Origin of the sequence: Pseudoalteromonas sp. BZB3 (assembly GCF_040104455.1) — a bacterium.
GTDB lineage: Bacteria > Pseudomonadota > Gammaproteobacteria > Enterobacterales > Alteromonadaceae > Pseudoalteromonas.
This window is the reverse complement of sequence record NZ_JBECOS010000002.1, coordinates 188,502-204,672: the sequence shown is the minus strand read 5'-3', so window position 1 is coordinate 204,672 and position 16,171 is coordinate 188,502. Positions and strand designations below refer to the sequence as shown.

Sequence of the window (16,171 nt, the reverse complement as noted above, 5' to 3'; positions counted from 1 at the left end):
AAGAGGAAGCTATGAGTGAAGCCAAACGTTTGTTCTTTGGAATAGGATTAGATCAGGGGGTGACTGAGCACCTTGAGGCTTGGCTTACAAACTCTGTCACCACAAAAAAACCACATACCAAGCCCAGTAATTGGCATCTTACTTTGGCTTTTTTACCGAATGTGTCTGCTGAGCAGCAAGCGCAATTAATTGAGTTTGCTCGCGCACTTCAAGTGGCTCGCTTTTCTTTAACGTTTAGCGAAACTGGCTATTGGGCGCACAATGGTATTTTTTATTTGAAACCCGACTTCATCGCGCCACAACTTAAAGCTTTAGCTGAGCCATTAAGAAGCATAGGCACTGAACTGGGTATTTATGATAACCCTTATGGGTTTTCGCCTCACATCACCTTATACCGAAGTCATAAGCCATGTCCTGAAACAAATCAGGCTATCGCGCCATGTTCACTTCAGGTCAACCAGTTTCACCTTTATCACTCGCATCGAACAGGAGCCGAGGGACTTATTTACGAGCCGATAGAGACCTTTGATTTAATCTAAAAATAACTGCTTTCGATATTGGCTAGGTGTGGTGTTGAATCTCGCCTTGAACGCGCGATTGAATGGCCCGATAGAGTTAAACCCGGCATTAAGCGCGAGCGTTAATATTGGTGTATTTACCTGATCTGCTTGCTTAAATTGCATAACCACATGATCTAATCGATGGTGGTTTAAAAACTGACTAAAATGATTAAAGCCAAGTTGCTCATTTATATATTTTCTTAACTGATGAGGTGGCACAGTCATGGCTTCAGCAAGTTGCGCAATGGTGAGTGTTGGTTGAAGATAGATTTGAGCTGCCAACTGCGCATTGAGTTTATCGGTTAAAGCACTCGAGGGGCTAATTTTAGGTTGTCCAAGCTGAGTTACTGAAGTGAACAACCAGTCTTTAATCGCCAGCAGACTAGCAAATAAGGCTATAAACACAACAAAAGCATTGCTCAACATAAACCAAGATTGACGACGCCATGGTGAGTCAGTGAACTCAAATAGCAACAACAATAAACAATAAGCGACTGATAACGTTGCTAATACAATACGCAACCGTCTTCTGGCATCGACTAAATCATCCTGAAAGCCCCACATGCTTAAGCCTATTGCGGTAAGTAAAGCGATGGCCTCTAATAAGTGCATCACTTGGTGAAATGGTGCCGATATATCGGTGAGGACAAATTGCCAAAACAAAATCAGCACAAGTATGAAGATACCGGCTTGACTGGCTTTGTGTGAAAGCCAGTGCGGGAAGCGAGCATGGAAGGTGCGCCAAAAGGTCAATGCGAGTACAAAAGGAAACAGCTCAGTTAAAAAGAGAAACACGCCTCTGGCTGGATTAAACCTTAACTCATGAATGGGCTGAGTCAGCAATAGAAAGCCCGTTAAAGACAGTGAAAGTGTCAACGCTAAAAGCCGCTCGCCCCGACCAAGCTTGTGCCAAAGTAAGGTGCTCAATGTCAGCATGATGCCAACACTCGAAAAACGCAGTAATAGGTCGACGAGTGTTAGGCTTGTCATGGCAGTAGTTTACTTTTGATACGGCTCGTTATCCAACTCAATACTGAAGGCTTGGTAGTAGGAGATGAAGTCTTCGAGGCCTGTTTAAAAAGCTGTTCTGTTGCTGCATTACGTTCACTTTGAATATGTCTGCGGCTGCATTCTTGGGCGGCACACTGCCAGTCTTGTTGCTTGATGGCTTGGTGTAGTTTCGGCCAGTTTTTCGTTAAATGCGGAGTGCCTAAATTAAAAGCCATATCGAGCAAAGCATATTGGGCACTCAGTGGCATCTGTTCAAATTGGCAGTTAAAACCGCTTTGTTTGCTAAAGACCTTGTTCAATTCTTGTTTAAACTGGGCGAGGTGTTTGTGAAGGAGCTTATCGGTTTCATGGCTGGGTAGTGTCAGTTCACAAAACTGCGCATACCAATTGGCCTTATAACCTGACTTTTGTTTGCTTATTTTTTTATATTCGGCTTGTTTTTCGCGCTCACTGGCGGGCTTTCCTGATTGTTTATGGACTAGATTGAGCGCACAAAACTGGTTTGCGTTGGCCATTAAGAATCCAACCCCTATGGTGGGATTGCCTCGGCTATCTAAATAGAGATGGGCGATTTCGCCCTCAAAGCGTTTTAGTTGCTGTATAAACTGGGTGTCGTTACTCGGCATAACTACTCATACTGTCGAAAAATACGGACTACTCGGTCAATGCTTGTGTTTCTTCCTGCTTAGGAAGGTCACAACTTTGCACCTCTTCAATATTGGACTTTTCATCAACAATATAGCAATGCTTTAAGATAGAGCAGTAGCAAGCGTTCACTTTTACATCGAATATGCTTTGGTCGATTTGTTGCCAAAGACCCGAGTTAAAATTGGTCTTTTGCATCATAAAAACATTAAATTCTTCACCGTCGGCAAGTAAAAAGTTGGTGGTATCGCTTGACGCAAACCAGCCGAAGGCGTTGCGGTAATTAATGTCTCTTTGGTCTTGCTCTATCTCAGCAAGGGCTTCTTTATATGCGTTTAACGAGCAGCAAGTGTCGAGTAACTCTTCAATGTGAAAATGGTTCTCATCGTTATAAATGTACTCAATGTAATGGACCATGGCTGGGCCGGTGCCAGAGTTAGAAATATTGATATTAATATATTGTTTTTCTTGGTTAATATCGAAATTAGAATAGCCCATTTTGAGCCAAGGTAGGGTTTCGGCTTTAAGCTGACGTTTAGCGGCGGCAACTTGCTCTTGCGAGGCTTTTGCTTGTAGATACGTAGCATAAAACGAGGCTGCAGAAATGACAATGGCACACACTGCGAGCATAGAGTTTATCTTTGAGCGGGTAAGGCCTTTTCTCGGTGGGCGCTTTGCTCTGAGCTTATGCTTTTTATCATCGTGATGATCTAGCACGGCTTGCTCAGAGAGCGCATGGAGTGTCTCTTGGTTTGAGTCTGAGGCCTGTTGCGTTTGTTCTTGTTTTGGTTGTTCGCTCATGTCCTTGCCTTAACGTGTTATTTTTATTGTTTTATTTAAATTGTATTTAAGGTGCGGCTAAGAAAATCGTTAACTTATCGCCAATCTGTAAAACGTCTTTCGATAAGCTGTTCCACTGCTTAATTTTACTGACCGTAACATCAAAGTGTCTGGCGATGCGCCATAGGCTGTCACCTGACTTAACTTTATACTCTATTTGCTTATCTGCCAAAATTGGCAGCATTAAGGTGTCGCCTGCGCGAATACGGCTCGATTTTAATTGATTAAAGCTTTTTAATTGCGAAACCGTAATCGAGTGACGCTGGGCGATAACACTCAAACTGTCACCGCGGCGAATGGTGTACTTTTGCCATTGTTCACTTGGCATTTCGGGTAAGTTCGCGACATAATCTTGCCAGTTCTGACTTTCGCCTTTTCTTAAAACTAAGTGTTTAGGGCCGTCTAATAACGCTGGGAAACGGGTATAACCCGGGTTTAATACTTCAAGCTGCGCCCACTTCTTTTTGTCATCTAAAATTACCCCATGACGCATATCAATCACATCTATGGTTGGCTGGTTGGCGATTTTTGGAAAGGCCATTTGCTCTTCACGAAGCAGTTGCGCGGCAGCTAAAAGCTTAGGTACATAGTGACGCGTTTGCCTAGGTAATTTTAAATGGAAGAAGTCGGTTGATTTGCCCTGCTTCTTATTATTGCGAATGGCACGTGCAACACGCCCTTCACCTGTGTTGTAAGCGGCAATAGCATGGTACCAGTTGCCATCAAAGCGTTTGTGCAAATAGGTTAAAAAGTCGAGTGCGGCATTAGTGGCATCAATCACGTCTTGACGACCGTCATACCAAGGGCCAATTTTTACACCATAATGCTTGGCGATAAGCGGCGTCAGTTGCCAAAGGCCAGAAGCATGTTTGTGAGAATAAGCGCTGGTATCAAAATCGCTTTCGATTAATGGCATCAAAGCCAACTCAATTGGTAGACCTCTGCGCTCAACCTCATTGACGATGTAGTATAAAAATGGCTCGGCGCGCTTTGTAATAGTTTCCATGTAGTTCGGATGTTTTAAATACCAATCAACACGGTTTTGTACACGTTCGTGACTAGATGGCGCAAATTGCAATTGAATTCTAATACGATGCCAAACATCTTCAGCTTCACTCGGTAAGATATTTTCAATGAATACCGGTGCCACTGGCTCACTTGGTTCTGTGAGTGCGTTGTCTTCTACCGGAGGTGTATGAACAATGGTTTCTTCAACTTCAGTGGGTGAGTTGGTTAGGCTGGCACAGCCAGATAACAGTAGAAAAAGTGAGATAAATACAATGCGCATGAAGATTCTTTTTAGTTAGAGTTATTTTTTGAATATCGCAACAATTGTATAGAAGTTAGTTACAAGGGTTAAGTGAAAATTTTTACGGGGAAGGGTGTGGCATGGTAGGCGCGACTTTACGTCGCGCACTCTGTGAAGGCAGTTTAGTTACTAGGCGTTAAAATGCTGGTGGTGAAAGCGTAGGTGATCTTCTATGAAGCTAGCAATAAAGTAATAGCTGTGGTCGTAGCCTGCTTGCATTCTCAGCTCACACTCTGCATCGACTGACTTAGCTGCGGCAATTAAGTTTTCAGGTTTTAATTGCTCAGTTAAAAAACCATCTTCGCTGCCTTGGTCAACTAAGATTGGTAAACTCGGTTTACCTGCTTTTAAAAGCTCAACACTGTCGTATTCAGTCCAAGCTTGCTTGTTGTCACCTAAGTACGCACTGAAGGCTTTTTCACCCCACGGGCACTGCGTTGGGTTAGTGATAGGGCTAAATGCTGAAATTGAACTAAAACGAGATTGGTTTTTGAGGCCGATCATCAATGCACCGTGTCCACCCATTGAGTGACCACTGAGAGCTCTCTGTGAAGTAACCGGAAAGTTCGCTTCAATTAAGTATGGCAATTCATCAAGGATATAATCGTACATTTTAAAATGTGTCGCCCAAGGGGCTTGCGTTGCATTAACGTAAAATCCTGCGCCTTGGCCTAAATCATACCCCTCATCGTTTGCCACTCCCTCGCCACGTGGGCTAGTATCAGGCGCTACTATGGCCATGCCTAATTCTGCTGCAATACGTTGAACTCCGGCTTTTTGCATAAAGTTTTCGTCTGTGCAGGTTAGGCCTGAAAGCCAATACAGCACAGGCACTTTATGGCCTTCGTTCACCTGCGGCGGTAGAAAAATAGCAAAGCGCATGGCGCAGTTAAGCACCTCAGACTGATGAGTATATTGCTTATGCCAACCACCAAAGCTTTTGTTATTACTGATATTCTCTAAGTTCATTTTAGTATCCATAAAGAACAAAGAGCTTGTTTATACAAGCTCTTTTGGGGTATTGAACAGTTTACTTGTTGTAATGGATCACTGAGCGAATGCTCTTACCTTCATGCATCAAATCAAAGGCTTCATTGATGTCTTCAAGGCCCATGGTGTGAGTAATAAAGTCTTGTAAGCCAAACTCACCTGCCATGTAACGCTCAACGATTTCAGGTAACTCTGAACGGCCTTTTACGCCACCAAATGCGCTACCACGCCATACACGGCCAGTAACCAGTTGGAATGGACGCGTTGAGATCTCTTGGCCTGCGCCTGCTACACCGATGATCACTGATTCACCCCAGCCTTTGTGACAACACTCTAGGGCAGAACGCATTACGTCGACATTACCAATACACTCAAATGAAAAGTCGACGCCACCGTCAGTCATATCAACAATCACTTCTTGAATTGGTTTATCGAAGTCTTTTGGGTTGATACAGTCAGTAGCACCTAATTTTTTAGCTAAGTCATATTTGCTTTCGTTGATATCTACACCAATGATGCGACTTGCACCCGCCATGGTTGCACCAATGATCGCTGAAAGGCCAATACCACCTAGACCAAAAATCGCTACCGTGTCGCCTTTTTGTACTTTTGCTGTGTTCAGTACCGCACCCATACCGGTTGTGACGCCACAGCCTAATAAACATACTTCTTCAAGTGGTGCTTCTTTATTTACTTTTGCTAAAGAAATTTCTGGCAATACTGTGTACTCAGAGAACGTTGAGCAACCCATGTAGTGATAGATAGGTTGGCCGTCTTTGTAGAAGCGCGTTGTGCCATCTGGCATTAAGCCTTTGCCTTGCGTTTCACGCACCGCTTGGCACAGGTTGGTTTTACCAGATGTACAGAACTTACACTCGCCACATTCTGCGGTGTAAAGTGGGATCACATGGTCGCCTACTTCTAAACCCGTTACACCTTCACCTACTTGCTCAACGATACCACCGCCTTCGTGGCCTAAAATTGAAGGGAAAATACCTTCAGGATCATCACCTGATAACGTAAATGCGTCGGTATGACATACACCCGTTGCAACGATGCGCACTAATACTTCGCCTTTACGCGGCAGCATTACATCGACTTCTTCGATTTTAAGTGGCTCATTTGGGCCCCATGCGACGGCCGCCTTAGATTTAATAAATTGATCTGCCATGTTGTCCTCAGTTTTTTAAGTGAATTGTTTTAAGTGTTATGTGCAAATAAGAGCGTAGGCACTCAAAACTATTTTAGCGACGTACTTTACGCGTATTTGCCATATTATTTTTGACGAGAGAAAGTGTAGTTTGTTTACTCCTGTTCGATAATCCCTTATTTTTGTAAATTACTTTTACTCAGTGGTAATAATGGGGCAGTATGAATAGTTGGCAGGGCATTAATGAGTTTGTTGCGGTGGCGCAATCGGGTAGCTTTACTCAAGCAGCGAAGCGATTAGGTGTATCGACTGCGCATATCAGCCGCCAAGTTACCGCGTTAGAAGAAAAGCACAGTACTAAGCTATTTTATCGTTCAACGCGCAAGGTTGCTCTGACCGAAGAAGGCCAAGTGTTTTTTCACCATTGCCAGCATGCGCTAACGGGGCTTGAAGAGGCAGAGCGCGCAATCAGTAATTTGCGAGACACGCCGCAGGGTTTAATTAAAATGACTGCCCCAGTTGCTTATGGTGAGCAGTTTATCATGCCGCTGGTACATGATTTTATGCGCCAATATCCGGAAGTCGAAGTGCAAATGTTTTTAAGCAACCAAACCTTTGACTTGGTGGCAGAAGGATTTGATCTAGCTATCCGTCTTGGCAAGTTGAATGACTCAAGCATGATGGCAAAGCGTTTAACCAGCCGAATTCAATATGTTTGCGCCTCTCCCGATTATTTACGTCAATATGGCGCACCTCATACATTAGACGAGCTGAAACAACATCAGTGTTTAACAGGGAACAGCGAGTACTGGCGTTTTCTCGTTGAGGGTAAAGAGCGCACATTAAAAATGAAAAGTCGCCTCAACTGTAATAGTGGCTTTGTACTTAGAGATGCAGCACTTAAAGGTTTGGGGATAATCAAGTTACCCGACTACTACATTGCAGATGACTTAAAGCAAGGCAACTTGGTTGAGGTGTTACCGCAGTACTTAGAAGCTGAAGAGGGAATTTGGGCGCTGTATCCGCATAATCGTCATTTATCACCTAAAGTCAGATTGCTGGTGGATTATCTGAATACGCATTTAGATTCCGACAATAATACGCAATAAAACTGCAATCAATCCTTAAGATCGCAGAAACTTAAACGTCATAAACCTGCTGTTTAATTGTTCGCTATTAAATATTACACAATAAACAACAATAGGTTTAGTCATGCTTAAACGCTCTCTGATCGCGCTCTCTTTATTAACGGCTCTTACAGGTTGTGCCCTTGATGGCGACGATGGTCAACAAGGTCTTCAAGGTGAACAGGGCCCAGCTGGTGTTGCTGGTACGAATGGTTCAAACGGCACAAATGGTAGTGATGGTTCAAATGGCACAGACGGCACCAATGGGGTTGATGGTAAAGATGCCAACCGTCTTTTAGATATTCAAATGGTTGGTCGTGCAGTGTTAAACGCACAAAGTCCAGAGGGTGCGGCTGAAATTGTGGCTTACCAAGCATCTAAAAAATGGATTTACGCAATTAACAGCTCAGGTGATAGCGCTGTGGTAAACATCATTGCAGCAGACAGCTTTGATGGCGCTGGTTTAGTGAAAAATAACGAAGGTGTGATCACGACGACTAACTTAAGCAGTGCGATCACGTTAACGTTAAACGACAACACCCCAGGCGATGCGAATAGCATAGCAATCGATGAAAACAATCAATTGTTAGCGGTTGCGATGGCAGCAAAAACCACTGGCGAAAATGGTCAAATCGCGTTTTATGATATTTCAGGTGATGCGCCGGTATTTCTCAAAAATGTCACAGCGGGTGCATTACCAGACATGGTGACATTCAGCCCTGATGGCAGCAAAGTCGTTGTGGCTAACGAAGGTGAGCCAGAGGGTGATTACAGTGTTGATCCTGAGGGTAGCATCAGTGTGATTGCGGTAACTAATGGTGTAGTGGCAGATACCGCAACTCAGATCACCTTCACAGATTACAATGGCAAGCAGGGCGAATTAGAAGCCATGGGTATGGTGTTCGCAAACCCAACGGGTCGCACAATCAACGGCAAGTTAATTAATACCACGGTGGCGATGGACCTTGAACCTGAGTATGTCAGTATTTCAAAAGACAACCGTTATGCTTATGTATCTATTCAAGAAAACAATGGCTTAGCTGTGGTTGATTTAAGCGACAATAGCGTCAAGTTGATGGGGTTAGGCTTTAAAGATTGGTCTAACTTAGTCATGGATGCGTCTGATAAAGATGGCAAGATCAACTTTAAGAAGTACCCGGGTCTGTACGGTATGTACCAGCCAGATACCATTGCAAGCTTTAGCTGGAAAGGTGCAAACTTTGTCGTTTCTGCCAATGAAGGTGACGGTCGTGAATACTTCTTTGATACTTCAGATGCAGCGGACTGTACTGCAAAAGGCGGTCTAGACTTTGATGAAGACGACGGTTGTTTGTCGTATATCGATGAGTCTCGTGTTGAAGACTTAACGCTGGCCGGTAACTTTTCTTATTTAAACAACGATGACGACGATATTGGTCGACTAAAAGTGACAACAGTGAAAGGTGACACTGATAACGATGGTCAATACGAAGCACTTTACACTTATGGTGCGCGTTCTTTCACGATTTGGGACAGCAATGGTTTAATCGTCTTTGATTCTGGCGATGAAATTGCCCGTATTACAGCATCTGTTCATGGCGCTGCATTTAACAACGATGAAGATGAAAATGAAGGCGACACGCGTTCTGATGCAAAAGGCGCTGAACCTGAAGCGTTGGCTCTGGGCCAAATTGGTGAGCGTATGTTTGCGTTTATTGGTCTAGAGCGCATGGGCGGCATCATGGTGTACGACATCACTAACCCTTATGACGTTAAGTTTGCTGATTACTTCTTTAACCGCGGCGTGGTTGAAGGCGCAGATATTACAGGTGACTTAGCGCCAGAAGGCATGTCATTTGTACCTGCTGAACAAAGCGCCACAGGCAAGCCTTTGCTTATTATTGGTAATGAAATCTCAGGCTCAGTGGCAGTTTGGCAGGTTGCATTAAAAGACTAAGTGCAAAATAGATCTGCGAAGCAGATTACTTTTGCGCAATGTGAAATGAGCAAGTTTAGACGAGCTTAAACTGAGGTATTTACGAAACCAAATTTGTCGCCGTAAACGACGACCTACAGGCTAGGTTTGGCTCCTGTAGGTCGTGCTTCAGCGCGACAATTTAGAAAAGTTGCACAACTTACCCATACCAAAAAGCGCATTTGTGAGAAGTGCGCTTTTTTATTTAGTGCAAAATACACCTTCGTAGCAGATTTTGTCGCCGTAAACGACGACCTACATGTAAAAGTTTAACTTTTGTAGGGCGTGCTTCAGCACGGTATAGAGTAATTAAAGATATTTATGGTCGTAAACGACGCCTCACAAGTGAAGGTTTTACTTCTGTAGGTCGTGCTTTAGCGCGACAAAGAGCTAAGCTTAGTACTAGGTGAATGAAGAGGCGCAATAAATGAGCTGGCAGAAGTTGAAAAAAGGACGTTATTCAAAACCATTCGGCGAGTACTTTATTACTTTCACATGCCACAACCGCCATGCCACTTTCATCGAACATCATTTAGCCAAGCGTTTTTGTCAGTCTATTTCATATAACGAGCAGCAACACGATTGCAGTTGGTTGGCTTGGGTACTTATGCCAGATCATTTTCATGGTCTAGTAAGGTTAGGAAATACCGAATTAGGTAAAGTAGTAGGGCATTTAAAAGGTTACTCATCCCACATGATAAACCAGTGTGTCCAAGGCAATAGCAAAGTTTGGCAGGGTGCCTGTTATGCTCGTGCCCTGAGAGCCGAAGAACAGCGCATAGCGATTGCTAGATATGTCGTTGCTAACCCTTTGCGAGCAGGGTTAGTGACGAATATTGGCAGTTATCCATATTGGAATAGTGTTTATCTTTAAATCGACTTCTGTTGATCTTGTCGCCGTAAACGACGACCTACAAGCTAAGGTTTTACTCCTGTAGGTCGTGCTTCAGCGTGACAAAAAGTAACTAAAGATATTTGTCGCCGTAAATGTCGACCTACAGGCAAAGGTTTGAGTCTGGTAGGTCGTGCTTTAGCGCGACAGTATTTTCGCTTATTAACTGACCGCAGGCGTTAGATTAAACGCTTTTGCTCTTGGTCTGTGATGTCTCACCAATAATAAACAAAATCCAGCGACTAACATTTGAGCTATGGTCACCAGCCAAACATCCACAATGAGATAACTCGGTGGTGTGTGGCCAAGCAGCATCTGGATCAAGTCGTACAGTGGGCAAATTAACGCTAACACCGCTGCAATGTAAAGCTGTTGGATCATGCCGCCTCTGACGTTTTTACTAAACCAGCCGTGTACTAAACAAACTAAGATCATCACGCCAAACAAAGGCGGGAGTAGACTGACTTGTGACCATGACTCTGGTGCAAAGCGTGCCGCAATGAAGGTGCTGGCAACGGCGATCAAAGTACCACTCGATAGCGCTAAGGTCATGGCTTTCACGAATTGCAGGCCGCGTTTACTTTGTTTACGGTTATTTTCACGCTTTTCTAGCCAGATTAGATTACCTGTTAAAATCATATAACAGCATGCTAAACCGAGTAAGAAATAGATAAACTTCAGCGTATTGCCGCCATATTCACCGAAATGCAGAGAACTGAGTACACTATATGTGCCTGCGGTGGCTGATTGGCTTGGCTTATATTCTTTGATTAAACGGCCATCTGCTAACGAGTATGTCAGGCGAGTCAGTTGGTCGAGAGTATGGGGCGCTGTCATTGCAACTTCAACTTGGCCTGCTTGATCGTTGGGCGCAAATATATTCAAAAAGTACACGCTTTGCTCAGGGTAGCGAAGCTGTGCATCTTCCACCATATCATCTAGCAAAGTTAAGTCTGCAGGCTGACCCGAGAGCTCTGTAATTCTTGGTGGCGCGTAAAAGTCTGCGGTTGCCATTAGAGAGGGGATATTACCCTTAAATACCGCAAAACCAAACCCAGCTTGCAGTAAAATACTCAAGTTGAACATCACACCTGTAAGGGCAAATAAAAACGTGTAAGGTAAGGTACTAATACCAATAATGCTATGGCCATCAAGGTAGGTGTCTTTGCGGCGGTCGACTCGGTATTGGTAGTAATGACTGATGATTTTCTTCAGCAGGATCAGCGTGCCGGTAAACACCATGACAAAGAAGATCAACGACACAATACCGACCAACTCGGTGCCACCAGGTAGCATCAAACTAATGTGCATACGATACAGCATGTTACCAAGATAAAAGTCTTCTTGATCTAACTCGTAACGTTGGCCTGTTTCTGGATCAAAACTCTGATTGACATCAACATGTTCGCCTTCAGGTGTCTCGATTTCAAAATAACTGACATAAAAAGGTTGAGCTTGGGTAGGAAGTTCGATAAACACACCATGATCTGCCGGCATGGTATGCCCTTGGTCGCTGATCTGTTGGGCAATCATTGACACAGGTACGTGTTGTTTTTGACTGGCTAAGTCTGTTTTCGGTGCATCATATTGCATATCCCACAATACGATGTTTTCTCTGAAAAACGACATTGAGCCACAGACAAAGACGATCATCAAAACGCCTGAGATGATCAAACCAAGCCATGCATGTGCATGGGTGAAATTCTTTAACGTAGACTGTTTCATCCTGTTGGTCCTGCTGCAGTAAAGAAGGTGATCACAAAAATAATGATGGTGGGAATGGCCAGTAAGCCAGCTCTTTTCCAGGCCTGCTTGGCACTGTCCGCGCCATAACACCAAGTCATTACGCCAGCCCAAGCAGATAATGCCAGTACCAGGGATATGGCTAATATCATATTGATATGTGTGACTAACCAAAGACTTAAAATGCTCGGCACTAAGATCATTACGATGGTGCCAGACAAGAACCCGGCAAATGTTTTATGCCACATTATTGGCCTCCTGCAATTAGCTGCAAACCGGCACTAAGTACACTGGTAGCAATAACGCTAGCGATGGCCCACTGAGGTTTATGGTTAAGTAAGAATATAGGCGCGGGAATAAATAGCATTAAACTAAGTAGCGCAAAAATACCGGCGACTACTGGGCTGAAATTCGCTCCAATCAGCAATGACAGAGTAATCGCACTGAGTACTGCAATGGTGACTAATGCCAACCAGCGAGGGGGTTTAAATTGTTGTGTCTTTAAAAACTGTTGCCGAGGGCTTGAGGCATAAAGCAGCATGCCAGTTAACCAATAGGCAGGAAGGAGGTAAAAAAAACTCATTGTTAAATCCTTGCTACTTGTACCAATCCTCAAAATAAATCACTTAATTAAGAGGGTGGTATTAGTTATATTTCCTAAAACCGCGAAAAGATGTCGCATTGCTACGACATCTTTTTATAGGGGCTAAGTGTTGACTGTGTTACCAGTCGAATACACCACGGAACGAAATTGCATATTCTGCTGGGGCACCTAAACGTGCATTACGGGCACGGTGTGCGACGTAATATTCTTCATCAGTGATGTTTTTACCAATGAAGTAGATACCATAGTTATCCCATTCGTAACCAAGCTGTAAGTTAACCAGAGTGCGCGCATCGTTATGTAAGTCAAAGAACGCGTCGCCAGGCTCCAAACCATCACGATATGGGTTCGGTCTATTCGGTGCATCGCTTGCATAGTTAATATTGATGTTCGCGAATAGGCCATCTGGCCCTTGGTAGGTTAGACCCGCGCTTTGCGTACGTTCAGGTGCAGCGAATTGGCGACCTGTTAAGTCGTATTCAGTGTCTGGAGTTGTGATTTTAAAGTCTGTAAATTCAGTACCCGCATAACCAATTGCCGTATAGGCTTTGAGGTAATCTGTTACGTTATAATTGACTTCAAATTCGAAGCCTTTCACTTCTGAGCTACCCGCATTCACTGTTTGAATGTCAAAGTTGTTTGAAGAGAGTTGTACTGAAACTTGTTGATCGGTCCAATCTGTATAGAAGAAGTTGGCATTCGCAGTTAATGCGCCATCTAGCCAAGTTGAACGGATCGCTAACTCATAATTATCTGTATATTCAGGCTCATACTCAAATGTCACTGATTTCGCTTGGTTTACACCGACACCGCCTGAACGATAACCCTTCTGAAAAGTAAAGGTTGAAATGATGTCATCATTCAGATGATAGCTCACACCAATTTTCGGTAAGAAAGTATTGAAGCTAGTATCTGCTAAGGCCGCAGGTTTTGAAGCGTCAGCTGCAATGCCGAGTAATCTGCCGTTAATCCCTGTTATCAGTGGTACAATGCCCTCGAAAGGTGTACCTACATAATTTGCTGGGTTTGGCATTTTATCTTGGTTAAGAATAGTATATTCAGCATCATTACCATTTTCTTGCGCTTCGCGATCAAAGCGCACCCCCGCTAAAATATCCCACTTTTTATTTATGTGCCAAACGCCATCAGCGAAGAGTGCATAACTAGTTACTTTACTTTCTGTCAGTGAATAGACCTTAGTTCTTGCAGGATCAATCTCTGCATACTGAGCAATGACTAAATCAGCGATTTGTGGACTAAGTTTGTATTGCGCTTGCAATGCGTTACTTGATAGGCCAAGACGAGATAGATTGTAGTTGTTTAAGCCCGTACTTAACTCTTTGCGGTCGCCATTAAAGTAGTAAGCACCCGCTACACCGCTAAAGCTCTCATAGTCAAAAGTAAGCCTGAACTCTTGAGTCAGCGTTTTTTCAGTATTGTCATAGAATGTGCTGCTACCCGTGTCGACGACAGGTGTGTTACCTAGACCTTGTGGATAGTCAGAATCCCAGTCAAATGCCTCAAGTACGTCAGAGTAAGTTGTATAAGAAGAAAACGATAGTTCGCTATTAATGTCATAGTTCAAAGTTAAAGAAACAAGTTCAGTTTCGGCTTTACGCTCACGAGTATCGTTATATGAAGTACTACGGTTGTCAAAATCAACTTCACCAGCATTGGTAGTTAAGTTTGCATCACCATATGCGCGCTCTGCGTTCATGTAGCTAAGCATTGCCGAAAAGTCTTCTAACCCTGCCGGCTCGTATAAAAGTTTTAATCGATAGGTATGTTCTTCATTAAAATCTGAGTCAGAGTTGTCATGTAAGTTCGTGACGTTACCATCGTAGCGCTTTTCTTCACCGCTGAATCTAAATGACAACTCATCTTCAACCAGGCCACCACCAATGGCAATACCGGCTTCTTGCTGACCATTCTGACCAATCAGAAATTTGTATTTACCTTCGTTTTCATGGCTTGGCATTTGAGTATTTAAAATAACTGCACCAGCAAGTGCGTTGCGCCCTTGCAATGTAGATTGTGGCCCACGCAAGATTTCAACTTGCTGCGCATCCCATGTTGAGAAGCCACCATTACGAACTAAGCCCTGTGGTAGCGGTGCGCCATCAATATACACACTTGCTAAGTAGCTATTACCACCGCCAGATACATTAAAGCCGTCGATTCCGCGAATGCTGAAACCATAGCTATCGCCATGGGTATTGGCTGTGTTCATCATCACATCGGTGAAAGTGTTGATCTGCTGTTGTTCGATCATATCAGGAGTTAATACAGCAACACTTGTGGTGGTTTCTTGCAGGCTACGTGCAATTTTCTGACCTGTGACCATGATGGTTTCGATTTCTTTTTCATCACCTTGATCATCGGCAAAAACAAGTTGGCTAGACAGTGCCATCGGAATTGCAAGAGACGCACGTAGTGCAAATGAGAGCGCAGAGAGTTTCATTATTTGTCCGTATAAAGTATTTGCTCAAAAAACAGGTTGCAAATACTAACATGATCAAAATTGCAAATCATTATCATTACTGTGCTTGTTGTGGGTCTTTTAACCTGTTTTTTATGCTGGGCTGAGAAAGGTGGGGTAATAAAGTTATGTTGATACTTTTTTAAAGTGCTGATTTGTTTGGATAAAAAAATATTCTAGCTGCTTTGTATGAGAGCTATCTTAGATTAAATGTACACATAGGGTTTGCTAAAAAGAATGCATATATTCATGAATATACTAATATATGCATTAATGAAATGACTTAAAACAGGTATTTAAAAGCTAAAGGAGAGCTGCAAGCCAGTGAAATGGTTATCTTTAGCCTCCCAGCCATTACCATCAATTTGTCGGTAGCGGGTGTAGGCTTCGAGTTTAAGGTGTTCTATTTGCACACCGATGCCTGCACCTAAGTATGCATCAATCTCGTTGTTTGGCGCATTATAAACGGTGATACTTGAGTGGTTACTATAGCGGTCATTGTTACGCTGGTCGTGAAACATAAGCTCAAATGCATCAAAGCCCAACTCACCATATGCGTAAATAGTAGAGAAATAACCAAATTTAAGCCCGGTATCTAAAGTGAGAAAGTCTTCGCGATAACCTTGCTCTGTTGTCACACTGGCATTTCCTAAAGCACTAATAAAACCAATACCAAAAGGGGTGTGATTAAAATAGCCAAGCACTTCAAATCCAGTTGAAATGATATGGTCATCAAGCGCATTAAATTCTGATTTGGCAAATAAAGAAAAATCGAAATCATCATTAGCGGCACAAGGTAAAGAGGTTAAACCGAGTAAGAAAAGAGAAGCAATGTAGCGCGTCATGCGGGGGTCCTTGCAAGTAAAA

The 16,171-nt window shown here is 43.4% G+C and carries 15 protein-coding genes; 4 read left to right on the top strand and 11 right to left on the bottom strand.

Features of this window, described 5'->3' with window-relative positions; translation table 11 throughout:
• The first annotated feature begins 11 nt into the window (after window positions 1–11).
• Window positions 12–539, top strand: a complete 528-nt coding sequence (thpR, locus tag ABMY35_RS03015) for an RNA 2',3'-cyclic phosphodiesterase (RefSeq protein ID WP_349284967.1) — start codon at window positions 12–14, stop codon at window positions 537–539.
• Here the strand turns inward: thpR and ABMY35_RS03010 are convergent.
• From ABMY35_RS03010 to ABMY35_RS02985, 6 genes are all read right to left on the bottom strand, one after another.
• The gene (locus tag ABMY35_RS03010) at window positions 531–1,550 is read right to left on the bottom strand and encodes an AraC family transcriptional regulator (RefSeq protein WP_349284966.1); all 1,020 of its coding nucleotides are present in this window, start codon (window positions 1,548–1,550) and stop codon (window positions 531–533) included. The genes thpR and ABMY35_RS03010 overlap by 9 nt on opposite strands.
• Complete coding sequence (locus tag ABMY35_RS03005) at window positions 1,547–2,197, bottom strand: hypothetical protein (protein WP_349284965.1); 651 nt, start codon at window positions 2,195–2,197, stop codon at window positions 1,547–1,549. The genes ABMY35_RS03010 and ABMY35_RS03005 overlap by 4 nt, the downstream gene beginning before the upstream one ends.
• A gap of 28 nt (window positions 2,198–2,225) precedes the next feature.
• Complete coding sequence (locus ABMY35_RS03000; protein WP_206076443.1) at window positions 2,226–3,017, bottom strand: hypothetical protein; 792 nt, start codon at window positions 3,015–3,017, stop codon at window positions 2,226–2,228.
• 46 nt (window positions 3,018–3,063) lie between these two features.
• Window positions 3,064–4,344, bottom strand: coding sequence for a LysM peptidoglycan-binding domain-containing protein (locus ABMY35_RS02995; RefSeq protein WP_349284964.1), 1,281 nt, complete (start codon window positions 4,342–4,344; stop codon window positions 3,064–3,066).
• 150 nt (window positions 4,345–4,494) lie between these two features.
• On the bottom strand, window positions 4,495–5,334 hold the full coding sequence (gene fghA / locus ABMY35_RS02990; RefSeq protein ID WP_349284963.1) for an S-formylglutathione hydrolase: 840 nt from the start codon (window positions 5,332–5,334) through the stop codon (window positions 4,495–4,497).
• Window positions 5,335–5,395: 61 nt separating this feature from the next.
• Window positions 5,396–6,526 carry an S-(hydroxymethyl)glutathione dehydrogenase/class III alcohol dehydrogenase gene (locus ABMY35_RS02985; RefSeq protein ID WP_130254874.1) on the bottom strand — a complete coding sequence of 377 codons (1,131 nt, stop codon included), beginning with the start codon at window positions 6,524–6,526 and terminating at the stop codon, window positions 5,396–5,398.
• Window positions 6,527–6,726: 200 nt separating this feature from the next.
• Between ABMY35_RS02985 and ABMY35_RS02980 the strand changes: the two genes are divergently transcribed.
• The 3 genes from ABMY35_RS02980 (at window position 6,727) to ABMY35_RS02970 (ending at window position 10,460) form a co-directional block, all read left to right on the top strand.
• Window positions 6,727–7,614 carry a LysR substrate-binding domain-containing protein gene (locus ABMY35_RS02980; protein WP_349284962.1) on the top strand — a complete coding sequence of 296 codons (888 nt, stop codon included), beginning with the start codon at window positions 6,727–6,729 and terminating at the stop codon, window positions 7,612–7,614.
• A 103-nt stretch (window positions 7,615–7,717) separates the two neighbouring features.
• Window positions 7,718–9,568 carry a choice-of-anchor I family protein gene (locus ABMY35_RS02975; protein WP_349284961.1) on the top strand — a complete coding sequence of 617 codons (1,851 nt, stop codon included), beginning with the start codon at window positions 7,718–7,720 and terminating at the stop codon, window positions 9,566–9,568.
• A 445-nt stretch (window positions 9,569–10,013) separates the two neighbouring features.
• Entirely contained in the window at window positions 10,014–10,460 is a 447-nt protein-coding gene (locus tag ABMY35_RS02970) for a transposase (RefSeq protein WP_349284960.1), read from the top strand.
• Between the two features lie 180 nt (window positions 10,461–10,640).
• Here ABMY35_RS02970 and ABMY35_RS02965 read toward each other — a convergent pair whose 3' ends face one another.
• The 5 genes from ABMY35_RS02965 to ABMY35_RS02945 form a co-directional block, all read right to left on the bottom strand.
• Complete coding sequence (locus tag ABMY35_RS02965) at window positions 10,641–12,203, bottom strand: PepSY-associated TM helix domain-containing protein (RefSeq protein WP_349284959.1); 1,563 nt, start codon at window positions 12,201–12,203, stop codon at window positions 10,641–10,643.
• Window positions 12,200–12,469, bottom strand: coding sequence for a hypothetical protein (locus ABMY35_RS02960; RefSeq protein WP_138567674.1), 270 nt, complete (start codon window positions 12,467–12,469; stop codon window positions 12,200–12,202). The genes ABMY35_RS02965 and ABMY35_RS02960 overlap by 4 nt, the downstream gene beginning before the upstream one ends.
• A complete protein-coding gene (locus ABMY35_RS02955; protein WP_349284958.1) occupies window positions 12,469–12,804 on the bottom strand; it encodes a hypothetical protein in 336 nt (111 codons plus the stop codon). The genes ABMY35_RS02960 and ABMY35_RS02955 overlap by 1 nt, the downstream gene beginning before the upstream one ends.
• A 139-nt stretch (window positions 12,805–12,943) precedes the next feature.
• Window positions 12,944–15,286, bottom strand: a complete 2,343-nt coding sequence (locus ABMY35_RS02950; RefSeq protein WP_349284957.1) for a TonB-dependent receptor — start codon at window positions 15,284–15,286, stop codon at window positions 12,944–12,946.
• A 314-nt stretch (window positions 15,287–15,600) separates the two neighbouring features.
• Entirely contained in the window at window positions 15,601–16,149 is a 549-nt protein-coding gene (locus ABMY35_RS02945; RefSeq protein ID WP_349284956.1) for a hypothetical protein, read from the bottom strand.
• Between the last annotated feature and the right edge of the window lie 22 nt (window positions 16,150–16,171).